At 47.5% G+C, this 24,378-nt stretch carries 21 protein-coding genes, 5 tRNA genes, 2 rRNA genes, 1 other RNA gene and 1 pseudogene; 4 read left to right on the forward strand and 26 right to left on the reverse strand.

Going from position 1 to position 24,378, the window contains the following annotated elements; genetic code table 11:
- From mraY to rsmI, 17 genes and pseudogenes are all read right to left on the reverse strand, one after another.
- On the reverse strand, positions 1–1,083 hold the full coding sequence (gene mraY / locus DI392_RS06050) for a phospho-N-acetylmuramoyl-pentapeptide-transferase (RefSeq protein WP_109318996.1): 1,083 nt from the start codon (positions 1,081–1,083) through the stop codon (positions 1–3).
- On the reverse strand, positions 1,080–2,441 hold the full coding sequence (gene murF / locus DI392_RS06055) for a UDP-N-acetylmuramoyl-tripeptide--D-alanyl-D-alanine ligase (RefSeq protein WP_109318997.1): 1,362 nt from the start codon (positions 2,439–2,441) through the stop codon (positions 1,080–1,082). Before murF ends, mraY begins: the two co-directional genes overlap by 4 nt.
- Positions 2,438–3,922, reverse strand: a complete 1,485-nt coding sequence (murE, locus tag DI392_RS06060) for a UDP-N-acetylmuramoyl-L-alanyl-D-glutamate--2,6-diaminopimelate ligase (RefSeq protein ID WP_109318998.1) — start codon at positions 3,920–3,922, stop codon at positions 2,438–2,440. Before murE ends, murF begins: the two co-directional genes overlap by 4 nt.
- Before the next feature lie 20 nt (positions 3,923–3,942).
- Positions 3,943–5,682, reverse strand: a complete 1,740-nt coding sequence (locus DI392_RS06065) for a penicillin-binding transpeptidase domain-containing protein (RefSeq protein ID WP_109318999.1) — start codon at positions 5,680–5,682, stop codon at positions 3,943–3,945.
- On the reverse strand, positions 5,679–5,996 hold the full coding sequence (gene ftsL, locus DI392_RS06070; protein ID WP_109319000.1) for a cell division protein FtsL: 318 nt from the start codon (positions 5,994–5,996) through the stop codon (positions 5,679–5,681). Before ftsL ends, DI392_RS06065 begins: the two co-directional genes overlap by 4 nt.
- A gap of 53 nt (positions 5,997–6,049) precedes the next feature.
- Positions 6,050–6,997, reverse strand: coding sequence for a 16S rRNA (cytosine(1402)-N(4))-methyltransferase RsmH (gene rsmH, locus DI392_RS06075; protein WP_109319001.1), 948 nt, complete (start codon positions 6,995–6,997; stop codon positions 6,050–6,052).
- 297 nt (positions 6,998–7,294) lie between these two features.
- Positions 7,295–8,572, reverse strand: coding sequence for a peptide antibiotic transporter SbmA (gene sbmA / locus DI392_RS06080; RefSeq protein ID WP_109319002.1), 1,278 nt, complete (start codon positions 8,570–8,572; stop codon positions 7,295–7,297).
- Between the two features lie 722 nt (positions 8,573–9,294).
- Positions 9,295–9,414: an RNase H family protein gene (locus DI392_RS19730; protein ID WP_425445682.1), complete on the reverse strand. Its 120-nt coding sequence runs from the start codon at positions 9,412–9,414 to the stop codon at positions 9,295–9,297.
- A complete protein-coding gene (locus DI392_RS06085; protein WP_245883954.1) occupies positions 9,375–9,752 on the reverse strand; it encodes an RNase H family protein in 378 nt (125 codons plus the stop codon). The genes DI392_RS19730 and DI392_RS06085 overlap by 40 nt, the downstream gene beginning before the upstream one ends.
- Positions 9,753–10,193: 441 nt before the next feature.
- Complete coding sequence (locus DI392_RS06095) at positions 10,194–10,973, reverse strand: helix-turn-helix domain-containing protein (protein ID WP_109319004.1); 780 nt, start codon at positions 10,971–10,973, stop codon at positions 10,194–10,196.
- Between the two features lie 595 nt (positions 10,974–11,568).
- Positions 11,569–12,555, reverse strand: coding sequence for a recombinase family protein (locus tag DI392_RS06100; RefSeq protein ID WP_245883956.1), 987 nt, complete (start codon positions 12,553–12,555; stop codon positions 11,569–11,571).
- 462 nt (positions 12,556–13,017) lie between these two features.
- Entirely contained in the window at positions 13,018–13,854 is an 837-nt protein-coding gene (locus DI392_RS06105; RefSeq protein ID WP_109319005.1) for a recombinase family protein, read from the reverse strand.
- A gap of 368 nt (positions 13,855–14,222) precedes the next feature.
- Complete coding sequence (locus DI392_RS06110; RefSeq protein ID WP_109319006.1) at positions 14,223–15,089, reverse strand: HNH endonuclease; 867 nt, start codon at positions 15,087–15,089, stop codon at positions 14,223–14,225.
- Between the two features lie 103 nt (positions 15,090–15,192).
- Positions 15,193–16,416, reverse strand: coding sequence for a tyrosine-type recombinase/integrase (locus DI392_RS06115; RefSeq protein WP_219930880.1), 1,224 nt, complete (start codon positions 16,414–16,416; stop codon positions 15,193–15,195).
- Positions 16,417–16,458: 42 nt separating this feature from the next.
- Positions 16,459–16,590, reverse strand: a pseudogene (locus tag DI392_RS20000) (DUF6538 domain-containing protein); the annotation flags it as partial.
- A 67-nt stretch (positions 16,591–16,657) separates the two neighbouring features.
- An RNA gene (gene rnpB, locus DI392_RS06120) (RNase P RNA component class A) lies at positions 16,658–17,064 on the reverse strand.
- 48 nt (positions 17,065–17,112) lie between these two features.
- The gene (rsmI, locus tag DI392_RS06125; RefSeq protein WP_109319008.1) at positions 17,113–17,976 is read right to left on the reverse strand and encodes a 16S rRNA (cytidine(1402)-2'-O)-methyltransferase; all 864 of its coding nucleotides are present in this window, start codon (positions 17,974–17,976) and stop codon (positions 17,113–17,115) included.
- Positions 17,977–18,039: 63 nt separating this feature from the next.
- On the opposite strand from rsmI, the gene DI392_RS06130 reads away from it, so the two are divergent.
- From DI392_RS06130 to DI392_RS06145, 4 genes are read left to right on the forward strand one after another with little or no spacing between them, the layout of a single operon-like run.
- Entirely contained in the window at positions 18,040–19,908 is a 1,869-nt protein-coding gene (locus DI392_RS06130) for a penicillin-binding protein activator (RefSeq protein WP_109319009.1), read from the forward strand.
- Positions 19,892–20,257 carry a YraN family protein gene (locus tag DI392_RS06135; RefSeq protein WP_109319010.1) on the forward strand — a complete coding sequence of 122 codons (366 nt, stop codon included), beginning with the start codon at positions 19,892–19,894 and terminating at the stop codon, positions 20,255–20,257. Before DI392_RS06130 ends, DI392_RS06135 begins: the two co-directional genes overlap by 17 nt.
- A 2-nt stretch (positions 20,258–20,259) precedes the next feature.
- Complete coding sequence (locus DI392_RS06140) at positions 20,260–20,850, forward strand: phosphoheptose isomerase (RefSeq protein WP_109319011.1); 591 nt, start codon at positions 20,260–20,262, stop codon at positions 20,848–20,850.
- Positions 20,851–20,856: 6 nt separating this feature from the next.
- Positions 20,857–21,609 (forward strand): BON domain-containing protein, encoded by a 753-nt coding sequence (locus DI392_RS06145; RefSeq protein ID WP_109319012.1) that lies wholly within the window; start codon positions 20,857–20,859, stop codon positions 21,607–21,609.
- 86 nt (positions 21,610–21,695) lie between these two features.
- Here the strand turns inward: DI392_RS06145 and sspB are convergent, their stop codons facing one another.
- The 9 genes from sspB to DI392_RS06190 all read right to left on the reverse strand — a co-directional run.
- Positions 21,696–22,184, reverse strand: a complete 489-nt coding sequence (gene sspB / locus DI392_RS06150) for a ClpXP protease specificity-enhancing factor (protein WP_109319013.1) — start codon at positions 22,182–22,184, stop codon at positions 21,696–21,698.
- Positions 22,184–22,819, reverse strand: coding sequence for a stringent starvation protein SspA (gene sspA / locus DI392_RS06155; protein WP_109319014.1), 636 nt, complete (start codon positions 22,817–22,819; stop codon positions 22,184–22,186). The genes sspB and sspA overlap by 1 nt, the downstream gene beginning before the upstream one ends.
- Positions 22,820–23,033: 214 nt before the next feature.
- Positions 23,034–23,109: transfer RNA gene (locus DI392_RS06160), tRNA-Asn, on the reverse strand.
- 32 nt (positions 23,110–23,141) lie between these two features.
- Positions 23,142–23,217, reverse strand: a tRNA-Thr gene (locus tag DI392_RS06165).
- A gap of 41 nt (positions 23,218–23,258) precedes the next feature.
- Positions 23,259–23,334, reverse strand: a tRNA-Asn gene (locus tag DI392_RS06170).
- Positions 23,335–23,354: 20 nt separating this feature from the next.
- A tRNA-Thr gene (locus tag DI392_RS06175) sits at positions 23,355–23,430 on the reverse strand.
- 54 nt (positions 23,431–23,484) lie between these two features.
- Positions 23,485–23,560 (reverse strand) — tRNA-Phe (locus tag DI392_RS06180).
- Between the two features lie 491 nt (positions 23,561–24,051).
- Positions 24,052–24,167 (reverse strand): 5S ribosomal RNA (gene rrf / locus DI392_RS06185).
- A 112-nt stretch (positions 24,168–24,279) separates the two neighbouring features.
- A 23S ribosomal RNA gene (locus DI392_RS06190) occupies positions 24,280–24,378 on the reverse strand; the annotation flags it as partial.

Raw genomic sequence — 24,378 nt, forward strand, 5'->3', positions numbered from 1 at the left:
TTAACGCACCTTCAAGGTTGCCAGTCCAATCAGAACCAGAACAATAGAAATGATCCAGAAACGGACGATAACCCGTGGTTCCGGCCAGCCTTTCAGCTCATAGTGGTGATGAATAGGTGCCATGCGAAATACGCGCTGGCCACGCAGCTTGTAAGAGCCGACCTGCAGGATCACCGACACGGTTTCCATCACAAACACACCGCCCATGATCACCAGAATAAACTCCTGACGCACCAGTACAGCGATGATACCCAGCGCACCACCCAGTGCCAGAGAACCCACATCACCCATAAACACCTGTGCCGGATAGGTGTTAAACCAAAGGAAACCCAGTCCTGCACCGACCATGGCCGTACAGACAATCACCAATTCGCTGGTGAGCGGGATATAAGGAATACTCAGGTATTCTGCATAGTTCACGTTGCCGGTGGCCCAGGCAATAACCGCAAAGGCCGCCGATACCAATACTGTCGGCATAATCGCCAGGCCATCCAGGCCATCAGTCAGGTTAACCGCGTTACTGGTGCCCACAATCACAAAGTAAGTCAGAATGATATAAAACAGCCCCAGTTGTGGCATCACATCCTTGAAGAAAGGCACCACCAGCTGAGTCACCGCCGTATCCTTACCATAAGCATACAGGCCGAAAGCCACCAGAAGGGCGATAACCGACTGCCAGAAATATTTCCAGCGCGCTATCAAACCCGCCGGATCTTTCCGCACAACCTTACGGTAGTCATCCACAAAGCCAACCGCACCATACCCCCCCAGAACGGCCAGTACCGTCCAGACATACGGGTTACTCAGATCCGCCCAGAGCAGCGTGGTAATAAAGATTGCCCCAAGGATCATCACGCCCCCCATGGTCGGGGTACCGCGTTTACTGAAATGGGATTCAGGACCGTCATGACGGACAACCTGTCCGATTTGCAGCATTTGCAGACGCTCAATCAGACGAGGTCCCATCCATAAAGATAAACTCAACGCGGTCAGGATGCTGATGATTGCCCGAAAAGACAGGTATTCAAACAACCGGAAAAATGAGAAAGATGGCTGTAACAGCTCAGCGAGCCAAATAATCATTGATGTTTCTCCTTCAAAGCAGTGGCAATGTTGCTCATACGGGCACTGTTTGCCCCTTTTACCAACAAAGTGTGCTCTTGACCTGCCCGCTGCGCCAGTTGCTGCCCGATAAACGCGAGCAGCGCATTATGGTCAGTAAAATGGTGTCCGTGGCAGATATCACTTATCACTTTTGTGTCATCACCATAGGTGAGCACATAATCAAATTCGAATGGGGCAGCATATTCCCCGAGTTGCCGGTGAAGTTCAAGGCTTTCATCCCCTAACTCGGCCATATAACCCAAAATTAGCCATTTAACGCCTGAATAGGAAGCCAACAGATCAACTGCGGCTTTCATGGCGGGAACACTGGCATTGTAGCTGTCATCAATCAGACGTACCGAATCAGACAGAGAAATCACCTCTCCCCGCCCCTTAATGCCAGAGGTACTCTTCAGGCCTGACACTATTTCAGGTAACGAGGTGCCAATACTAGCGGCCAACGCAGCTGCTGCAACCGCGTTCGATACATTATGCTTACCGATAACGGTCAGTTGAATGCACTGACTTCCCTGCGGGGTATGCAGACAAAAATCAGCCTGTCCGGAAGCGTTCAATACAATATCGCTGGCAAAGTAATCAGCCTCCGGACTCTCCATAGAGAAGGTAACCACTTTTTTTCCATCCAAGACATCCTGCCACAATGCGTCTCCCTGACTATCCAGGTTCACAATGGCAACGCCCTCTTCAGGTAATCCCTGATAAATCTCACCTTTGGCCTGTTTCACCCCGTCAAGAGAGCCGAACCCTTCCAGATGAGCCGCCGCCACATTATTCACCAGAGCAACCGAAGGCTTGACCAAATTGGCAGTATAAGCAATTTCCCCTAAATGATTGGCTCCCAGCTCAATCACTGCATAGTCGTGCTCTGGCTGGCAACGCAATAATGTCAGCGGCACACCGATATCATTATTGAAGTTCCCCGCTGTATACAAAACCTTCCCTTTCTGGCTAAGAATGGTGGCCAGCATCTCTTTTACCGTGGTCTTACCGCAACTGCCGGTAATTGCCAACGTTTTGATATCACAGGACTGATGAACAAAAGACGCCAGTTGCCCGAGAGCAATTCTGCTGTCAGTCACCACCAGTTGGGGTAAATCCACATCTAATTCTTTTTCGACCAGTAACGCACCAGCCCCTTCTTCCTTTGCCTGCTGGCAAAAATTATGGGCATCAAAGCGTTCACCTTTTAGGGCAACAAACAAAGCCCCTGGCTCAATGACTCTGGTATCGGTTGAAACACTGTCAATCGGTTTATCCGCACCAATCAGCCTGGCATCAAGAAAAGCACTGATCTGACTCAGTGAAGTGTTTATCATTCTGTTATTCCTAAAACTATCATGGACGATTCACGATCGGAGTAGTGAACCGTTTTATCTCTGAGCACCTGATAATCCTCATGGCCCTTTCCGGCCAGCAAAATGATATCCCGTTCACCGGCACTCTCAACAGCCAGCCTAACGGCATTAAACCGGTCATGTTCAACAATAGCAGACTCCGGCTTTTGCATGCCCTTCAGCATATCTTTAACAATCAGCGTGGGATCTTCACTACGCGGGTTATCATCCGAGATAATCACCCGGTCAGCCAATTGCTCAGCAATCGCCGCCATCATCGGACGCTTACCTGTGTCTCTGTCGCCACCACAACCGCAAATTACCCACAGTTTTCCGTCACAGTGTACCCGCAATGCCGACAATGCTTTTTCCAGCGCATCCGGCGTATGGGCATAATCGACGACTAATTTCGCTTTTCCCGGTGTCTGAAATAATTCCATACGACCAATCACTGGCTGCAATTTATCCGCACAGAAAAGCAATGCCTCTTTGTCAAATCCAAGCGCCAGTAAGGTCGCCAGCGCCAGCATCACGTTAGAAGCGTTAAAGGCACCAATCAAGGGTACATTCAGCTCACCTTTGCCCCAGTAACCATCCAGAGAAACCGCAATCCCACTGTCCGAATACACCACTTGTTCCGCCCATAAGGCTTTATCATGAGTTTGTGGGGTTCTTAACGAAACGGCGACCGCTTCAGTGGTTCCCTGTAGCCATTGAGCACCGATCTCATCGTCGGCATTAATGATGGCATGTCGGCACTGGTGCTGTTCAAACAATGAGAGTTTTGCCTGAGCATATTCTTCCATGGTGCCATGATAGTCGAGGTGATCCCGACTCAGGTTAGTGAATACGCCAGCCGAAAAATCAAGCGCTTTGACCCGCCCCTGAACCAGCCCGTGAGAAGAAACTTCCAACGCGGTGTACTCTGCCCCCTGTTGAGATAACGTACTCAGTGTTTTCTGAATATCTACGGCACTGCCTGTGGTATTTGCCGCCGGCTGTAGATCGGATAAAAAACCGTTCCCCGTAGTACCCATAACCGCAGCAGATTGACCTAGCAGATTAATCCATTGAGCAATCAGCTGAGTGATCGTTGTTTTACCGTTAGTGCCGGTGACTGCGATGAACTGAGAGTTGCACTGATATAATCTACCGGCCAGTTCAGAAAGGCTCTGGTTGAGTTCCCGGATATAGATCACCGGAACCTCTTTGTGAAATTCAAATGAGGCGTGAGGATGTTGAGTGCATGCTTCTGCAATGACGGCATTAGCACCATTTTCTATCGCTTTCGCTATAAATGAACGCCCATCCACCGCATGGCCGATAACAGCCACAAACGTTGTCCCTTTTTTGACTTTCCGGCTATCCAGCTCCAACTCGCAGACCTGAACTGACTTCAGTCTTTCATCTTCCAGGGCAACCCAGGGAGACAACAGTGACATCAGGCTAATTGTGTTCACCATCTTGTTCCTCATTTTTATACTTATTTTGCATCCGGTGCCACGTTCAGCAACTGCAGTGTCGCCTTCATGACCTCGGAAAATACGGGACCGGCAACTTTACCACCATAATAGTCATCCCCCTGAGGCTCGTTTACCACAACGACCATCGCAACTTTAGGGTTGCTCACCGGAGCAACGCCGGCCACGAGCGCGACATATTCATCACTATAACCACCAGCCGTTGCTTTACGGGATGTACCGGTTTTGGCGGCAACACGATAACCTGGCACAGCTGCACGGGTCGCAGTTCCGCCTTTTTGCGTTACCGTCTCCATCATATCCAGCACTCGTTTCGTATTTTGCTGACCGACAACCTGTACCGGTGTCATTTTCTCATCATCTTTGATGATACGCAGAGGGCGGAATAGCCCATAACTTCCCAGCGTAGCATAAGCATGAGCAAGTTGAACTGGCGTCACTGAAATGCCATAGCCAAACGCCAGTGTGGCAATTTCAAAAGGAGACCAGCGTCGACGGTCGGGAAACAAGCCAATAGTCTCACCCAGTAGATTAATGCCGCTGGTTGATCCAAACCCAACCGAGCTATACATCCCCAGCAACGCCTGCAAAGGCATGCCTAAAGCCAGTTTCGCCACCCCGATATTACTCGATTTTTTGATAATGGTGGTCAGATCGGCTTTCCCTATCCGTGACGAGTCCCGTACTCGGCTACCGCCAATCTGCATAATGCCATTGCCGGTATCAATGATCGTATTTTCATCTGCCGTCCCGTTCTCCAACGCCGCCAGCACAACAAAAGGCTTCATCGTCGAGCCGGGCTCCATCGCATCAGTAATGGTTCGGTTACGCATCCGGAAGCTTTGCAGGTCAGAGCGGTTATTCGGGTTGTAAGACGGTGCATTCACCATCGCCAGAACTTCACCGGTATCAATATCAATCGTCACGATAGAGCCGGACGTTGCTCTGTAGTCAGCAACGGCCTGCTTAATGGCACGGTACGAAATCGCCTGTAAACGCTGGTCTATCGTCAGTTTAAGCGGTTTACCCTGCTCACGTTCTTCCAGAGAAATGTTTTCAACAACCCGGCCAAAGCGGTCTTTCCGAATGGTTCGTTTTCCGGCTTCTCCTGACAACCAGCCGTCATAGCGGTTTTCCACCCCTTCCAGCCCATGCCCGTCAATTCCGGTCACACCGATCACATGAGCACTGACTTCCCCGGATGGGTAATAGCGACGAGATTCGTTGTTCAGGCCTATACCAGCCAGATCCAGCGCCTTGATATAGTTAGCCATAGCCGGACTGACCTGACGCTGGAGATAAATAAACCGACGACTACGGTTAGTCTCAATGCGTTTAAGCAAATCCTGGCGGTCAAGGCCAAGAACATCCGCCAATGCGTACCAACGCTGCTTCTCTTCCAGTCCACCATGTTTGAAAATGGCCACAGGATCCGCCCATACCGCCTGGACCGGTACACTTACGGCCAGAGGCTCATCATGACGATCAGAGATAATTCCCCGGGCAGAGGGAAGTGATTTAACCCGGACAGAACGCATATCGCCCTGGCGAATAAGTTGATCTGGCTGAATCACCTGAATATAGGCAACCCGTCCGACAAGAGTGGCAAAGGCAAGAAACACAAAGGAGAGAATGACGTAAAAACGCCAACGAATCAGTGTATTGCTTTCTTCTGCAACCACTCGTTGATTGGTGCTTTTTTGGGGTGCCGTTTTCTTTCCGGCTTTTTTATTACGCATCATTTCAGTGAAATCACAACTTCTTTATCCGGATCCGGCCGCTTCATCTCCAGCTCTGCAATGGCCATTTTCTGTACCCGGGTATGCTCTGACAACGCATTCTCCTCTAACAGCAAGTTCCGCCACTCTTCATCCAGACGCTCACGCTCCAACAGAGTCGTATCCTTAACCGTAATCACCTGCCGGGTATGGTGCGTCACAAACACGACCGCCATCGCGGTAAAAAAGATCAAAACCAGCATCAGCAACGGCAAGCGCCCTACCGATAACAAATCCAGCAGAATAATTTTAGCTAAATTGGGCTTTTGGGTTGCCATGATCTTTTTACTATCCGAACTCACCTGTTGAGCTTCATCGTACCTGATTATGGTTACAGCTTTTCTGCAATACGCAGAACCGAGCTTCTGGAACGGCTGTTAAGCTCGATTTCCTGCTTTGACGGCTTAATGGCTTTGCCTACCGTTTTCAGGGCCGCGCTACCCAGCTCTTTTATCTGATCTTCAGTTAAAGGAATACCATGAGGCACTTCAGGTCCTTTGCTCTCTTTACGCATAAAGCGTTTGACCATCCGGTCTTCCAGAGAGTGGAAGCTGATCACCGACAGACGGCCACCCCGAGCCAGTATTTTCAGAGCCCCTTTCAGTGCCGTATCTATCTCTTCCAGCTCACTGTTAATGTAAATACGAATGGCCTGGAAACTGCGTGTCGCCGGGTGCTTTTTCTTCTCCCGGAACGGAGAAACATCCGAGATTAGCTTAGCCAGCTGACTGGTCCGCGTCAGCGGTTCTTTCTCTTCATCCTCACGGTGCTCAACAATTGCACGGGCAATACGCCAGGCAAAACGCTCTTCCCCAAACTCTTTCAGCACCCAGCTAATGTCCTCTGCATCGGCCTCCTGCAGCCACTCAGCCGCAGACACGCCAGAGGTTGGGTCCATACGCATATCCAGAGGTCCGTCCTTCATAAAACTGAACCCTCGCTCCGCATCATCCAACTGAGGTGAAGAAACGCCAAGATCCAGCAGCACACCGTCGACTTTACCCGCGATACCATACTCTTCTGCGTATTCAGCAATCCCGGAAAAAGGACCATGAATAATCGTGAAACGCGGATCGTCGATTTTTCCTGCCTCATCAATTGCAGTCGGATCCCGGTCGATACTGTACAAGCGGCCACCTTCTCCCAGTTGAGAAAGGATCTGACGACTGTGACCACCTCTGCCGAATGTCCCGTCGATATAAATACCATCGGATTTGATTGCCAGCCCCTCTATTGATTCATGCAAAAGAACAGAGATATGTTGGAAAGATTCAGTCATGGTGTGCACTCATTTTCCCCAGAAGGGCCTAGTTAATCAGTTAGATTATTGTATTTGTCGGTAAGAGACCAGAATGCAGCTCACCCTGCGGGTAAATTCTCTGTCAATACTGGCAGTGTTCTCACACTCTTGCCGCTTAATAAACAAAAAACCACTGCTGCTATGTCACCGCAAACAACAGTGTTGTATTACAGTGAACAAAAGTATGGCAGTGGGCAAAATAATAACTCATAAGTATACCACAACAAGCTTCTGGTCGAGTACCAGCAATTCCTAAACCTCCTGTGGCTCAAAATGCTATCCCTCCTGATACGCTTCCTGTACTGCGACGTTATCAGAGTCAGCGGAGGCGGCCTCTTCAAAGGCTTTCAGGCGCTTGTAAATGGACAGAAGCTCAACAATCGTCGTCCAGGAGTTCACCAGATACTGAAAAGAGCTTTCAACCTGATTAAAGGCATTCAGAATGCGCTGCATCACTCCAAGCGTAAATGCCCCAGCCACAATAGACGGTGCCAGCGCTATCATAGGCACAAAAGCACCAAACTGAAGATAACCATACCGCACGACATTGAAATACACATAGTGAAGGTAAAGTTTGAAATAATTATGTCGGACATTGCTGAACAGTTCAGACAATGTCACCGGCTGAGCCCGATGCTCATTGTCCTCACCATAAACGAGCTCTTTACGGTAAGCCGCTTCGACTTTCTGATTCTTAAACTCAAGCCCCGGAAGCTTCACCCCGGCCATAGCCAGAAGTAATGTACCAAAAATAGACCACAAAATAGCGACAAACACCAGGGCCTGCGGCACTTCGCCGATAAGAGGCAATGATTTCACATGCCCGGACAATCCCCATAAAATAGGCAGAAACGCTATCAGTGTCATAATAGAGTTCAGAAAACTCACGCCAAGGCTTTCTATAATAGAGGCAAAGCGCATAGTATCTTCCTGAATACGCTGTGAAGCCCCTTCGATATGCCGGACCTGAGCCCATTTGGAGGTATAGTAGTCTGTCATTGCGGTACGCCAGCGAAATACGTAATGACTGACAAAAAAGGAGTTACAGACCGCGACCATAATGGCAACCATCAGGATCACCATCACGGTAGACAATTCGGAATAGAACTCATCCAGCGTGATACTGTTGGGGGAGGATAACGCTTTCTGGATCAGGTTATAAAAATCCCCGTACCACTCATTCAGCATGACACTCACTTCCACCTGAAACCAGGTAATAAAGACGATCAGAGCTGAACCAACCACCGACCATTTAGCCCACTTCTGCTTACCCAGTTTTATCCAACAGCCGATAAACAACACATAACAGATTGCCATATACTGGTACAGCCAGGCATTTACCGCTGTCTCTGTTGATAACTGAAACTGAACTCGGGCTGCCGTAGGGGCATCGGCGGCTAGTTGGGCGGGGTATTCTATTCCAACCCAGGAAGCCAGACTTAAATCTCCCCCCATCCCCTGAATAGCGGCATACCAGCCGATGACACATAACAATGACCAGAAAGCGAAACTGAAAAAGAATAACTTAGGCTTTGGAAAAAACGACTCAAACACGACTTATGCTCCTGAAAAACAGCCATAACAACACAACATACTGTATCAGCAATAGTGACAGCATATTTTCAGAAGGGTTCAATAACAAGGGATGGTCTGGCGAAAAATTCGACACAGCAGAAGTCAATATGGCGGAAGATATGGAATAAACAGAAACAGTAAGCTAAGCCCCAAAAGAAAAGGTGTTGATTCCTAAAGCCAAATGTACCGTTTTGTGTAGCAAAGTTGGTGTAACAACAAGCACAAAAATCATATTTAACTTAGCAATCAACACCTTATTGAGTAAGGGGAACTGACCTGTAAGCCGGGTTCTGTACCGCTAACGCGGTGGTAGCCATTCGTCTAGGCCAGCAATCGCTCACTGGCTCAAGCAACCTACCCGCCCCCTAACGCGAGCCACGCTGTGTGGGGGCCTATTTGGTCTTGCTCCGGGCTTTTAACTCCGGGTAATCACTGTGTCTTAAACATACCGAACCCGACCTGCGTGTAGCAAATCGTGTAGCAAACGGTGTAGCAAAAAGACGGCGCACTTCACAGACAAGAAGACGCCAGCCAGATGGCGCGAATGCTAATGATATCGGCTATAAATGAGCCATAGATTAAAGGCAGGGTAACAGCCACCTAGCATTAGATATCGCTAATATACAAGCAGAAGGTAGACCGAGAGCCAGCACGTAGCCAGCTTTCAGCCTTTCCTTGTATGTGAGAGCGTTTGCGTTTAGCTACAGCCCTCGTGCAGCTTCAGACGCCAGCTTATCAGCCAGCTCATTGCCAACATTGCCGCTGTGCCCCTTTACCCACTTCACACTTGCTGACGGTCGCTGTTCACGGAGTTCATCAATGCGCTTCCATAGGTCAACGTTCTTAACAGCTCCCTTGCTTTTCCGCCAGCCCCTAGCTTTCCAGCCATCAAGCCATCAAGCCACTGATTGTAGCCTTTAACCAGCATGTCGTTGTCAGTGTAGATGATGTCGTTGCCGCTACTGCGTTCGAGACCAGCGATAAGAGCCAGCATCTCACAACGGACATTAGTCGTGGTTCCTCCGAAGAGTCGTACCGTATCCTTACAAGTGCCAATTAGATGATGCTCTTTGTCGTAGATTGCGACGCCTACGCCACCTTGAATGCAGTTACCGTTGTTCGGTGCAGCTCCGTCGGTGTAGATGTGGTGTTCTGTCATGCCACCTCCTTCGATATGCTCGAAGCAGAAGCTTTAAGCGTCCGTTCTAGTGTGTAAACGTGGTGCGTGAGCTGTTCTGCCAGATAAGTAATGTCATTACATGCCTCTGTTGCTGCATCACCTCCTGCACCGAGTTCTCCCCTTAAGGCATTGTTAACGAGCCACTGAGCAACTTGCTCTAGTTTGGGAAAGAAGCGTTCAGGCATGAGACGTTTACCTTTCTGCCTGTAGATGGTGTATTGATATGGATCTGCTCCTAAGAACAGGCTTTTAGTTAGTTGTAGTTTAATAAGGTTTGTTTCCTTCTGATAAGTCTCTCAGCTACCCGAAGTCCACCCACAGCCACCCGTCACGCAACCTTAAAGCATTGCTGTGAGCGGAGTAACCGAGAGAACTATCGGAAAGAGACGGGTTAGTGATGTGTAGCTTCGGTACTACGGTTTAAGTGGGCATCGGTGTGATACGGTAGATGTTGGTAATGCGTGATATGCGATAGTTAATGTAGACGTAATGACAATGAGATTGACGAGCTATCTTACGTTTTATGTTTCGATACGGGCTGGACATCCATGCGTCACGCTCTTCATCAGAGAAGTCCTCCCACTGACGGAATGGTTTTCGCATGTTGTTCGCTTCGTCTAATGCCTTTAGCTCTACATCTGTCAGAACGACTGGCATCTCAAAGTCATTATCTATACGTGAAGCGTAAGCTCGTTCAAAGTCACTGAGTTCATCCATGCTAACCGCATAACGGCGCTTTTCATCGTCTCGTACCAGATACACTTTGCTGTCGTTCGGTTTCACAAAGTAAGTTCCAGCTTCCAGTATCGAGATGTCCTCGTCTTCACGTAGGAATCGTGGACGATTCTTGGTGTTGAACTCAAGTGATAAGGCTTTTAGTTCCCTCTTGCCGAACTTGTACTTACAGACCTTACTCTGAGCCTCAGGAAGATAGTACTTGGCATGAGGGCGTAACTTAGCTAGAGCGATCTGGTAGACATTGGCATACCCTGTATTACCTTTCTGGTACGTCAGCCAACCTTCATCCACCAGTCCTTTTACAAGACTCTTTAACGTCCGCTCTCCAATCATTGTCCACTTTGCCAGTTGCTCGTAAGACGCCACTGCTTCAAGGTCTTTGTTCGTCTTGGATAAGATGGTGGTTAGCAGTAGAACATGATTCGCTTTAAGCGCCCCATCTTGAGAGACAGCTTCATGCAATGCATCAAAGTAGTTTTGCTTGTTGATAATAGTGACCTCCTTCGGGCGTGGTTACTTTTTATTCAATTAAATGTCGCCATTTGCACACCTATATAAAGACGGCTCTGTGTAATACGACGAGTGAAACGATGTTGTTTGGCTGGCATGCTACTCAAGGAAACACTGTTCTGAGCTCTACCTTGAGTAATTTGTCGTTTTGCTTTAAGACGTGATTGCTTTTGAAGATGAATCAGCAGAAGAGAAAGAGCTGAAAGCTGCTTAAAGTACCTAGCACCAGCGTTCACAGTTGGATGCTTTAAGCTTGTTTCTTCTTAGTAGGTGTGGAATGACCATTTCATTAACAAACTTACGTTGTTCTTATAGGTCGTTCTATTAACAATGACCTAACAATGCTTCCGATCTGGTCGGTAGGTGTCTTGAGGTTTCGGGCTTACCTACTGAGATAAGCTTGCTGGTGGTTTAAAAGCCTTGAGAATGGCTTACAGATCGTTCTGGAGTAGCTACGGAATGAGATTGACCGGAAGAGTGTAACTAAGAAAGGGATACTGGAAGGAAAGGGAGACCGAAAGCCTCCCTGATGATGAGAGCGTAAGAGCTACTGATTTAGTATCCGATATAGCGTCGCCCTTCCTATACCCAGCTTCTTTGCGACCTGCGCCTTTGTCAGTTCTTCCTGCTTCCCTGCCTCAAGTGCGGCAACAACATCAGCCTTCGAGACCTTAGAGCCTTTCGGGCGTCCCATATGCTTTCCTTTTGCTTTTGCCACAGCTATGCCTTCAAGCTGACGCTCACGGATAAGACCACGTTCCATCTCTGCTACGCTGGCAAGGATAGACAGAACGCCCTTTTGAGCAGCATTCATTGCCCCGTAATGGTTTGAGAAGGTCATCCCCTCTTTATGGAAGACTATCGTGACACCTTTGGCATTCATCTCTTCGACCAATGACACGGCATCTCCCGCACCTGAACGACATACGCGGTCTAAGCTGTGGATATGCAGCGTATCGCCTTCACGACAGAAGTCTTTAGCAGCTTCGAGTTGAGGACGTTTGATTGTGCTAGCTGACACCTTCTCTTCATAACGCTTATCCAGTTCAACGCCTGCAAGTTGACGGTCTGTCTTCTGGTCTACAGTAGATACACGGATGTAGCCAATGTGCTGACCTGTATGCGCACATGGTGTCTCAAACGTCTCATTAAGTGGCTCTGACACAGTATTAACAGTCTCATATGTCTCAGAAAGTAAACTATCACCATCATTGTCATCCTCCACTCGATAACCTATTGCTGATTCAGCCTCATGGAAGAGCTTAGATAGATTAAGACAGTCTTCTTTAAAGTCTTCGCGACTTTTTTCTTGATAACTCTTCTTATTAACACCAATACCAACAACAACATTCCATGCTTCAAGAACATCATCACCGTACATGTAATGGTCAGGACTTTCCATTGGCGGCATAAGCTCTTTAACTAATCGCCTTCCTTCTTCTATAGAGCAATCTGATAAAGCGATAGCCTTAACTCGCCTTGCTAATGGAGCTAACTCGGTAGTTACATTGTCAGTATTGTCGTGCGTAGTCATCCTAATCATCACCGTCTCATTAAATCTTTAGAGGTTTCCATCCTTATATCTCAACAATCAAAAGTCAAACTTTATGAGACACCATTAAACGAAACTCGAGACATCTCACAAAGGTATACTTTACGAGACAACACGAAATCCAATGAGATAGCCAGAGAAGGCGCAAGAAAGAGAAGCGGTGAAAGCGATAACTTTCGGGCTTCCCCCTATAGGTCGTCTGATTGATTATGCGGATAGAGTGAATAGGTAACGCCTACAGGAAACCTCCTGAGTGATCTCCAGAGATCTCCTGAGATAAACCCCGATGGAATGGCTGCTGATGGTTTAGAAGCTCTGAGAATGGCTTACAGATCGTTCTGGAGTAGCTACGGAATGAGACTGACCGGAAGAGTGTAACTAAGAAAAGGAGACAGGAAGGAAAGGGAAACCGAAAGCCTCCCTAATAACAGTATAAAGGGCATATTACCCTGCTGGTGCTTGCTCTGGCAAAGTCATTAGTGCTTGCAGGCGCTGAACTGATTCAGGATTCATCCTCAGCTTTTCTGCTACCTCCTTATCTGTTAGCTGTTGCTCCCGTTTCAGTTCTATAATCTCGTATGCACATAGTCTTTTAGCCAAGGTAAGAAAGCGCTGATACACTGAGACAGGTATGCCAAGCTTGTGAGCTTGTTCTGCCCTTGATAATGGAAGCCTCCTCATTTCCCAAAGCTTCCTTGCTATTTGATTCTCAGCTTGCGCTTTTAGACGTTCCACTGAAGATATGGATATGTCCAGCGCCTTGGCAACGGAGACAATGGAATGCTTCTGTTTCCACAGCTCCCAGACCTTCTCCGGTGTCACTCTCTTTGGTCTGCCGATTGTCCGCCCCTTAGCTCTGACTCTAGCCTGCCCTTCAGCTGTCCATTCACGTATCCGGTTATGCTCGAACTCAGCAAAAGCACGGGACGTCTGAAGCATCAGCTTTCCTTCAGCCGTCGATAAGTCCTTGACTGGTAAATCGAGACAATGCACGTTGATACCCTTTTCGATAAGCATATCTATTGTCTTCTGAACGTCGATATTATCTCTGCCAAGTCGGTCAAGCTTCAACACCACCAGCGTATCACCAGAAGCTAGTTTGTGCTCAACCATGCAGTTGAACTCCTTTCGAGCCAAAGCCGGAACCAAGACAGATACATTGTCCTCAACTACAAACTGCTCGTTCACGTCATAACCTTTGTCTTTAAAGGCCTGAACTTGGTTAGCTGTCGTTTGTTCTGTAGTCGATACCCGGCAGTAAAAGTAGGTTCTGTGGCTCATGAGTCTGTCCTGAAGGTCGATAAGTACCCTCAGACTAATTGACCCAGCCGATAAGGCTCAACTCCTAGCTGTAGGTCGCGCGACGCATAGCTCACTTCATAAGCCGACAAACGGTGGTTTATGAGTTATGTAGCCTGAGCCTGCTGGTGAGGCGGTAGAACTGAGCTAAGGGATTGTATTAGAACGGAAGTAAGGCCGCTGCTACCCGTCTTCTGCACGGCTTAACGTCGGTGCTTTAAGTTGTTCCGTGTGTCAGGGCAGGAAGATGCTCCCACCCCTTGGGTACGGGCATGGGGGTAATATTGGAAATCCTTATAGATATATGGGCTTTTAGATTTTTTTCAGTAATTTGGGATAGCCACAATAAGCTACGAGCGTCGGAAGTCCACTCGAAGAACATTGTCAGAAACATCAACAACTCGATCGGCTGATTTTGTCTGTACTTTGGAATTTTGTAGCCACTTGGTACCTGTCCGCAAACATACTCCTGTTCCACACCTAGACATCATACTACCTGTCATTTGAAGACCGCCAAGTGTTGTCGACGTTGGTGTCAGATTAATGTTTGTACCTGCGACGCTAAAATTAACCTCTACCGCAGTAATTGGAAAACTTAGAGATTTAAAGATATCTGTTGAGTATCGTTTAATCGCTGATTCCAGACTATCCAATTCAATGAACCGAAGATGCAGACAATCACCATTCGAATACATAACTTCTAGTTCCTTTCCTTGAGGAGGAGATCTCAAGTCCAAAGGATTCCCTATCCTCTCCCAAGAATTACTTTCAATAATGATTCGCTCTTGAGGTAACAAACTCAGCATATTAACGCTAAGCCGAAGGTATCCATCCTCATCCCGATGAAGAGAGACGACTTCAATACCATCAACCTCTATGATTCTTGGTGTTTCATAATAAAAGTTACCTCCAACTACCGCCAGTAAATCGCGTCGGAGCCAGTCTAAGTTTCCTTTGACATGTGCTGCGTTAGCTTTATCCTTTTTCAGAGCATGTAACTGTTCTACCGTATAAGCTCCTCCATCTGCTTTTTTATGGTGCTGAGCACATAGCGCTATCATTCCTTCAGGGTCATTGTGTGGCCGAATGTTCACTGGTGGGTCAAAGTGATGATACTCCAGGTATGGATTTCCGCATCCCCTTACAGGACAGCCGAAACCAACCTCTTGTCTTAACAGTTGTTTTACCTTCGGGGGTATTGCCTTACGTCCAGTCATCTCCTGACCTCATATGAGATTAATTGAACACATTATAATCAATAACACAGGTAAACTACAGTGCCGCACCTCTCGAACTTTGCCCAATTCAATTCACCAACAGCTAATACTCGATACAATCTATAACAGGCAGCAAGTCCTCTAACCTCAGCTTGTGAATGTACCGGCTCGTTATCCCAGCCCGCTTACTGTGACCAACAACTTCCTGTACCTGTTCCATTTGACAGCCTTTCGAAACCGCCTTGGTAATGAATGTGTGCCGGAAGCTGTGATACAGCCGCTTGTTTCCTTCAATGTCTACGGTCGGTAAACCGAGAGCCTCTAAGGTTTTGGTCATCCAGTGACTAGTCGCCTTGTTCTTGACGATTATCCCGGAGATCTCGCCGACACCAAGCCGCTCAAGTTCCTTATGGACTGGTACTTTCCGGATGGCATTCACCGTCTTACCTTCTTTCAGTTCAAAGTAATGTCGTCCGGTTTCTTTATCAAACTTCACGCCATCTCTGAGGAACTTGGTCACCTCACCAGCTCTAGCCCCGGTATAGATACCCAGCAGCAGAGTCCACTTCTTCCAGCAATCCGTCTGCTTCAGTGCAAACTCTTTGATGACAGCCACTTCATCATCGGTATAGACACCGTAGCGGTTGCCTGATGCCTCAACGCGTATGCCGTCAGTAGGAGACTTATCGAAGACATCCAGCTCATTGGTCAGGAAGGAGCTGAAAAAGCTTTGTAACAGCTTGAGAAGGTGTTTAATCGTCGTCGGACTCACTTGTTCGCTATCAGGCAAATCAGCCTCAGAAGCCACATAGCGCTCACCAACAGTCATCTTGTTGTAAGGCTTTCTGTTACCTTTCGGCATGCGAGAGAAGCGAGATAGCGCCTCACGGAGATCCTTCTTCTTAATAGTGGAAACATCGACATTGCCCCAGTGAGCCAGCAGGAAGAGATAGTAGTTATGGTTGTTCTTGGCGTCCTTATCCGTCCAGTCCTTAAAGTTGACATATCGCCGCCATGCTTCAGTCAAAACTAGTGTCGGCTCTTGTGCTGGTTCTGGTTCCGTTTGCTGGCTTTCTGTCGGTTTGGCTGCGCTCAACAGGTTAGACAAGTTAATCCTGATACCGTTAGCCGAATCGGCATCCAGTCGCGTTGAGAGTAGTGCTTCTAGTGCGCTGTAAAGCTCTGTGTCGGCTTGTGAATTCTGGTTATCGTTCTGCACCTGAGAACGCATCCGGCGCGCTCTGAGAGTTCTACAGGCTCTTATGCCGGTGAAGTTAGTTATCTCATCAAAGAGGCTTTCAAGTTCGGCCTCGTCGGACACAGCCATATGACCTAGGCTGGTAATCAAAGACAGTTTGGGTGCCACCATTGAACAAGCGACAGAATAAGAGTTGGTTTTGAGAGAGCATGTGAGCTCTTTACGACATGTAAGGGAATGAAGATGTTGAGGGACTTTCAATCGAAAATGAAAGGTATTGTTCCTAAGCTGAATGTACTGCATCGTGTAGCAAACTCCGTCTAGGAGTAAGCAAGGAGCACATTCACCTTAGAAAACAACAACTTAGAATAAGGGGAACTGACCTGTAAGCCGGGTTCTGTACCGCTGACGCGGTGGTAGCCATTCGTCTAGGCCAGCAATCGCTCACTGGCTCAAGCAACCTACCCGCCCCCTAACGCGAGCCACGCTGTGTGGGGGCCTATTTGGTCTTGCTCCGGGTGGAGTTTACCCTGCTACGGACTGTTACCAGCCGCACGGTGCGCTCTTACCGCACCCTTTCAGCCTTACCTGTGCCCGTTCCGAAGAAATCGGGCCATCGGCGGTCTTCTCTCTGCTGCACTTGTCGTGAACTCTCGTTCCCCAGGCGTTACCTGGCACCCTGCTCTATGGAGCCCGGACTTTCCTCCCCTTCGACAGTCTCCCCCAATCATAAGAAAGAAGGGACATCAACGAAGCAGCGACTACCCGGTCAGTTCCGGTGGCGGATTGTATAGGAACATCAGCCTCGGGGCAACAAAGATTCCTTTATTCCAGGTTATCCAGTCCCCACTTATACAGCGCATTTTTTTTCAGGTTGTGCATTTCAGCCACAATAGCTGCCGCTTTTTTCAGTGGCAGTTCTTTCACTAATAACGTTAACAAACGAATGGCTTCCGGTGAAAACGCTTCACTTTCACTCTCACGATAACCATGGATCAACAGAACCATTTCTCCTTTCTTACGGTTATCATCTTCGTTAATCCAGTCAATCAGCTCGCCCAAAGGCATCCCCTGAATGGTTTCAAAGGTTTTGGTTAACTCCCGGGCCAGTACAACGTCTCTCTCTGGTCCCAATACCGCCAGCATATCCTGCAGAGAGTCCATGATCCGGTGAGGAGACTCATAAAAAATGCAGGTACGTTCCGCTTTTTCTATTTCAGTAAATTTATCTCGACGACCTTTGCTTTTCGCAGGCAGAAAGCCTTCAAAGCTAAAACGATCCGAAGGCAGACCAGATGCACTTAACGCAGTCACAAACGCACAAGCGCCCGGAAGTGGAACAACTTTAACACCCGCCTGACGACATTGACTGACCAGATGGTATCCTGGATCACTGATAAGAGGAGTGCCTGCGTCAGACACCAGAGCGATGGTTTGACCCTGCAGTAGGCGGTCGACTAACATCTGAGCTTTCTGTTGCTCATTATGGTCATGCAGCGCGAACGTTTTTGTCTGAATATTAAAGTGAGACAGCAGCTTTCCGGTATGACGGGTATCTTCTGCAGCAATCACATCAACAGAAGATAAAACATCCAAAGCACGTTGAGTGATATCCCCTAAATTACCGATTGGGGTAGGTACAATATAGAGAGTTGGGATCTCTGACGGGAAGGTTTTGTTATCTGTCATTTGTTTACCATCACTTCAACGATTAATATAGAGACAATTTTACACATAGTTGATTAAGAACTCATGGCTAGAATCAAGCATAAGCGAACACATCATCAGCAATTTGGTCAAATAAACCGAATTGCCAGCAAAGCAAGCAGTGTATCACGTCTGCTGACTCCTATCGCACTGGCAATCACTCTGGCAGCCTGTTCTTCCAAGCCACCAGAGCCGGAAACGGTTGATATCACTTCTGAGCCAACCCTATCCGCACAAGTTTACCTAATGAAAGCCGATACGACTCAGAGCAGCCTGCAGAATGACTGGCTGATCATGGCTCTTAAAGCGGATCTAAAGGAAGGCAATACTCGTCAGGCCGTTCTGCTGATAAAAAGACTGGCAAAACAGAATCTGACAGAGATACAACAAGCGGAATGGCAATTAGCCCGTGCGGAGCTGCTCTTTACCGAAGGACAAACGGAAGATGCGCTTGCACAGCTGACTTTCCAACCCTGGTGGAAACTACCTGATGATCAGTGGACAGACTACCATTATTTACGCATTCAGATGCTAACCAGGCTGGAACGCTATTTCAGTGTCAGCCGAGAGTGGCTGCAGTTGTCTTCTTACCTGCCAGAGTCAGAACAGAAGAATGTGGCTACTCAGGTGTGGACAAACCTCTCTCAGCTCTCACAGTATGAAATTGCGAACTTTTCTGCCACGCCGGACGAGACCGAACTGGCGGGTTGGTTAAGGCTTGCCATGTATATGCAGACAATGAGTGATAACGTTCTGCAGCTCAAAACCGCTCTGGAAAGCTGGATGCAGGAGAACCCTCAGCATCCTGCCGCTCTTTATATTCCGGCAGATATCCAGGACATTCTCGATCTTGAAATTGTTCAGCCGAAGAACACAGCCCTGCTTCTGCCTCTGACCGGTAAATATGCTAAACAAGCCGAGTTGGTACGGAATGGATTCCTGCTGGCCATGATGGATGATACGACACGGGAAGATGATGCCATACTGAACGTGATAGATACGAATGCTAACGCAATAGCAGACGTGAGAAAGGAGCTGGATGAAAAGAATATCGACTTTGTTATCGGTCCTCTGATCAAAGATAATATTGAGCAGCTACAGGCTATTCAGAATGAAAAAGAGTACCGTATCCCGATGTTGGCTCTGAACTTCCCTGATGATATCAATGTTGACTCAGAAACCTGCTATCTGACTTTGTCCCCGGAACAGGAAGTTGCTCAGGGGGCCCGGCATCTGTTTTCTCAAGGCTTCCGGTATCCATTAATTCTCACTCCAAAAGGAAGCTACGGTGAAAGAATTGCGATCGCTTTCCAGGATGAATGGAAAAAATATAGCCGTAATCAGGCCGCGGTCAGTTACTATGGAAACCGCCGTCAACTGCAGCAGAATATCAATAGTGTATTCGGCCTGAAAGAGAGTCAGTCCCGCATTGTTCAGATGGAAAACCTGCTGGGCTCCAATATCGAAAGCCAGCCTCGCAGCCGCAGAGATATTGATGCGGTCTATATTAATGCCAGCAGCGCTGATCTGACGTTGATCAAACCGTTCATCGAGGTAGCCGTTAACCCTGATGCCAGACCTCCTAAGCTGTTTGCAAATTCGCACAGTAACACCGGCGGTGATCGACAGTTTGAGGATCTTTCTGGTGTCACCTTTAGTGATATCCCACTACTCACGGAAAGCAATGCTCATTTTAACAACCAGCTAACCCACTTGTGGCCAAACCAAAGTAATGATGAAAAACGTCTTATGGCTCTGGGAATGGACGCTTATCGGCTGATCAATGAACTCCCTCAGATGAAAGTGGACCCTGATTATCGGGTCAAAGGGGAAACCGGTACTCTGAGCATTGATGATCAGTGTGTTGTTCAGCGGGAAATAAAATGGGCTGAGTTTAATGCTCTTCAGCCGTAGAGCGATAGGCAACCAATATGAGTCTCTGGCGAAACGTTATCTGAAGCGCCAGGGACTAACGTTTATTGGGAAAAATTTCACCGCCAAATGCGGTGAAATTGATCTTATAATGCAAGACAAACAATGCATCGTATTTGTTGAAGTCAAATATCGTAAGCAAACAAGTTTCGGACATGCCGCAGAATTTGTTACTTACAGAAAGTCACAGCGATTGATTAAAACCGCTTACCTGTGGCTAAGTCAAAAGGGACTCTCCCCCTATACAACCGACTTTCGGTTTGATGTCGTCGCTATCCATCAGCAAGGCGAAGATATTAACTGGATAAAAAATGCAATAACTCAGGAATAACCATGCAAGACAGCATTAAAGAAAATTTTAGTGAAAGTATTCAAACACTGATAGTCGCCGCCGATTCGTTGCCAGATGTTATCACCCATGCGGCCCAGGCAATGGTCAGTAGCTTGCTTAATGGCAATAAAATTCTCTGCTGCGGTAACGGTGGTTCTGCGGCCAATGCACAGCAGTTTGTCTCTTGTCTTCTGAATCACTTTGAAACAGAGCGTCCCAGCCTTCCGGCTATGGCGCTTACCGCGGATAATACCACGCTGACCGCTGTCGCTAACGACTACGATTATGATCAAATCTTTTCCAAGCAGGTAAGGGCATTGGGACAAACTGGCGATATACTGCTGGCCCTGTCCACAAGTGGTAACAGCAAAAATATCATCAAAGCCATGGAAGCAGCTGTAACCCGGGATATGACTATCATTGCGCTTACCGGCAAAGATGGTGGTGAGATGGCCGGGCTACTGGGCGAAAACGATGTTGAAATCCGGATCCCATCACAAAGAACGGCCCGGATCCATGAGATCCACATGGTCACCCTTCACTGTCTGTGCGATCTGATTGATCAGGTACTGTTCCCATCGCACGAGGAGTAGTTATTCATGAAACCGCTTATACGCGTTCTGCTTATCCCTGTTTTTTCTGTATACCTGACTGGCTGTGCCGGAGCATTTATTGCCGGGGCCGCCGCGACCGCGAATGTCGTTACAGACAGTCGTAGCAGTAAAGAGATTCTTGACGATAATATGATCGAGCTGGAGGTCACCGGGCTAGGTAACAAAGCCCCTTTCAATACTCAGGCAAGAGTCACTGCCAGTTCGTATGGCGGAGACGTCCTTCTGATCGGACAAGCAGTGAACCAGCCGATAAAAAGCACTTTAACCCAGCAGGTATTTAAAATAGACGGGGTCAAGTCAGTCAACAATCAACTTCAAGTTCGTGACCTGCCGACTATGAGCGATATCAGTCATGATGTGTGGATTACCACTAAAGTAAAATCCAACCTGTTAACCAAGAAGGAACTGCAAGGGGTTAAAATCAAGGTCTATACGGAACTCGGACAGGTCTATCTGCTGGGGCTAGTCACCCGGGAACAGGCTGATGTTGCCATTAACATCGCCCGGAATATTTCCGGGGTGAAACAGGTCATTAAAGGGTTCCGCTATACCACCACGACCACACAGGAAGACGCTGTTAGCGACACTCCGGTGAATGAGGAACCCGCGCCAATATCAGATCTCAAGGTTCAGAACCCGACTAAACCAACCGCCTCGGATTCAGCTCAGGAAACTGAGGTTATCCCTTATATTGAGCCGGTAGAGGTCGGTAGTTATCAGGAAAAGGATGAAAGCTAGTTATCTATTGCTACAGCTAAATAGGTAAAATGAAAAAAGCAGCGAATCATCGCTGCTTTTTTATTATTGAGACTGCATAGAATTAACTACTTTACGACTCGAAGCGTCGGCTTACCTTTCTTCGGTCTTGGTGCTTCATCTTCTGAAGAAACACTCTGTTGAAGGTGTTCATCCGGTTCATTCAGAAAATCACCAGATTCATCATCAAACTCTGAAATTTCAGCCTCGTCGTTATACTCGTCCATATAAGCATCTTCAGGCTCGAACATAGTACCAGCGCCATTTTCTCGCGCATAGATAGCCTGAACAGCGTACAGAGGCACAATAACCGAATGTGGTCTACCACCAAAACGGGCATTAAAGGTAACCGCTTCATTGCCCATTTCCAGATTACCGACCGCTCTGGGAGCCAGATTCAAAATGATCTGTCCATCCTGAACAAATTCCGTCGGGACACGAACACCTTGCATTGTGGCATCAACGACAAGATGAGGAGTCAATTCATTATCAACCAGCCACTCATAAAATGCCCGCAGCATATAAGGGCGGCGAGGAGTCATCTTCTCAATATCCATTAGCGAGCCAGACGCATCTCACGTTCAACTTCGGTCAGAGAAGCCAGGAATGAATCCCTTTCAAACACTCGATTCATATAAACTTTGATTTCTTTTGATCCAGGTCCTGTCAGCTCAATACCCATTTCAGGCAAACGCCAAAGAAGCGGGGCCAGGTAGCAATCAATCAGGCTGAATTCTTCACTCATGAAGTACTCATATTCTGCAAAGATTGGCGCAAGGGTCAGGAGGTCATTGCGTAGCTTCTGACGGGCAGACTCAGCTTCTTCTCCATTACCAGCCATGATCTTTCTGGCCAGTGAATACCAGTTGGTTTCGATGCGATACATCATCAAACGGCTGCTACCACGAGCAACAGGGTACACAGGCATCAGCGGCGGATGAGGGAAACGCTCATCAAGATACTCCATGATGATCTTAGAATCATACAGTGCAAGTTCACGGTCAATCAGAGTCGGTACTGATTTATATGGGTTAAGCTCGATCAGCTCGGTTGGCAAATTAGCTTCATCCACTAACTCGACTTCAACACTTACCCCTTTTTCGGCCAGAACAATACGAACCTGATGACTATACATATCGGATGCGCTTGAGAATAAAGTCATCACAGAACGTTTATTGGCAGCTACAGCCATTGAGTCCTCCAGTACACTTACCAATTAAAAAACCAGTGAAAATTATCACCATAGACAGATTAGCGTTGAATAATAGCATATTTCGTGTCTATCGCGCTAATAATCTTTACATCTGCGTGTTGCCAAAAACATCACAAAATAAGAACATTCAGTGCATTATGAAGATCTTTAGAAAGGAAAAAGCCCGGTGATTAATCACCGGGCTTTCGGAAAGTGGCTCCCCCTGCGGGACTCGAACCTGCGACATACGGATTAACAGTCCGCCGTTCTACCAACTGAACTAAGGGGGAATAGAATGTGTTTACTAAATAAATTTAGTAAATGGTGCCGACTACCGGAATCGAACTGGTGACCTACTGATTACAAGTCAGTTGCTCTACCTACTGAGCTAAGTCGGCTCCGTTTCCAATTAAATGCTAACAAACATTCGATGGGAAAGTGGCTCCCCCTGCGGGACTCGAACCTGCGACATACGGATTAACAGTCCGCCGTTCTACCAACTGAACTAAGGGGGAATAAACTCTTTAATGAAAAATGGTGCCGACTACCGGAATCGAACTGGTGACCTACTGATTACAAGTCAGTTGCTCTACCTACTGAGCTAAGTCGGCGCACTATATTTTCATTTAACTTATTAAACATTCGTATTTCAATAAGTTTAAATATGGTGCCCGGAGGCGGAATCGAACCACCGACACGAGGATTTTCAATCCTCTGCTCTACCGACTGAGCTATCCGGGCAACGAGGTGTATTAAACGTTTTTTCTGCTTTTGGGTCAATAGAAAATTGCAAAAAATCGTGCGTTTGTTGCTTTTCTATACTCAAATGGGCTTTTTATCCTATTAGCCCAAATAAACACAAGCTATAGCGTATATAAGCACCCCAACAATAAGGCCGTAAATCCCCTTATAATACGATCAATCAGCCTCTACGGCCTCTATAAACACGTTTTAAGCCACCAAAGCACAGCCCCCCCCCTAATAACCTGCCTAATGAACGATAGCACCAAGCAGGAAAAATCACGACTCCAGGTGATCCATACCAGGTGATTTAAATAATAGAGAGAACGAGTGTACTTAAAGAATGAATACGAACAGGGGACGTCTTGGGAGGCTTGTGGAAGCACATTTATTCAGAACAGAGAGCTTTTTTGTTTGATATCATTTAATACTATGAACGCTAAAAACGAAAAAGCCCCAGCATTTCTGCTGGGGCTTGATCTAAATTTAAAGCCTGGCGATGTCCTACTCTCACATGGGGAAACCCCACACTACCATCGGCGCTATTGCGTTTCACTTCTGAGTTCGGCATGGAATCAGGTGGGTCCACAACGCTATGGTCGCCAAGCAAATTCTTTATCTCTATTTCTAGAGAATAATCTGGAAAGCTGTTTTTAAGTCTCATTCACACATTCAATTCTGTTCTTGCTTTGAGTCCATCAAAACCCCTTGGGTGTTGTATGGTTAAGCCTCACGGGCAATTAGTACAGGTTAGCTCAACGCCTCACAACGCTTACACACCCTGCCTATCAACGTCGTAGTCTACGACAACCCTTTAG

The sequence above is a fragment of the Vibrio albus genome (assembly GCF_003144035.1).
GTDB lineage: Bacteria > Pseudomonadota > Gammaproteobacteria > Enterobacterales > Vibrionaceae > Vibrio > Vibrio albus.

Coding starts and splice junctions, on each gene's coding strand:
- mraY (WP_109318996.1), bottom strand. CDS start 1,083: ATGATTATTTGGCTCGCTGAGCTGTTACAGCCATCTTTCTCATTTTTC.
- murF (WP_109318997.1), bottom strand. CDS start 2,441: ATGATAAACACTTCACTGAGTCAGATCAGTGCTTTTCTTGATGCCAGG.
- murE (WP_109318998.1), bottom strand. CDS start 3,922: ATGGTGAACACAATTAGCCTGATGTCACTGTTGTCTCCCTGGGTTGCC.
- DI392_RS06065 (WP_109318999.1), bottom strand. CDS start 5,682: ATGATGCGTAATAAAAAAGCCGGAAAGAAAACGGCACCCCAAAAAAGC.
- ftsL (WP_109319000.1), bottom strand. CDS start 5,996: ATGGCAACCCAAAAGCCCAATTTAGCTAAAATTATTCTGCTGGATTTG.
- rsmH (WP_109319001.1), bottom strand. CDS start 6,997: ATGACTGAATCTTTCCAACATATCTCTGTTCTTTTGCATGAATCAATA.
- DI392_RS06085 (WP_245883954.1), bottom strand. CDS start 9,752: ATGACAGAACACCACATCTACACCGACGGAGCTGCACCGAACAACGGT.
- DI392_RS06100 (WP_245883956.1), bottom strand. CDS start 12,555: ATGACTACGCACGACAATACTGACAATGTAACTACCGAGTTAGCTCCA.
- DI392_RS06105 (WP_109319005.1), bottom strand. CDS start 13,854: ATGAGCCACAGAACCTACTTTTACTGCCGGGTATCGACTACAGAACAA.
- DI392_RS06110 (WP_109319006.1), bottom strand. CDS start 15,089: ATGACTGGACGTAAGGCAATACCCCCGAAGGTAAAACAACTGTTAAGA.
- DI392_RS06115 (WP_219930880.1), bottom strand. CDS start 16,416: ATGGCTGTGTCCGACGAGGCCGAACTTGAAAGCCTCTTTGATGAGATA.
- rsmI (WP_109319008.1), bottom strand. CDS start 17,976: ATGACAGATAACAAAACCTTCCCGTCAGAGATCCCAACTCTCTATATT.
- DI392_RS06130 (WP_109319009.1), top strand. CDS start 18,040: ATGGCTAGAATCAAGCATAAGCGAACACATCATCAGCAATTTGGTCAA.
- DI392_RS06135 (WP_109319010.1), top strand. CDS start 19,892: ATGCTCTTCAGCCGTAGAGCGATAGGCAACCAATATGAGTCTCTGGCG.
- DI392_RS06140 (WP_109319011.1), top strand. CDS start 20,260: ATGCAAGACAGCATTAAAGAAAATTTTAGTGAAAGTATTCAAACACTG.
- DI392_RS06145 (WP_109319012.1), top strand. CDS start 20,857: ATGAAACCGCTTATACGCGTTCTGCTTATCCCTGTTTTTTCTGTATAC.
- sspB (WP_109319013.1), bottom strand. CDS start 22,184: ATGGATATTGAGAAGATGACTCCTCGCCGCCCTTATATGCTGCGGGCA.
- sspA (WP_109319014.1), bottom strand. CDS start 22,819: ATGGCTGTAGCTGCCAATAAACGTTCTGTGATGACTTTATTCTCAAGC.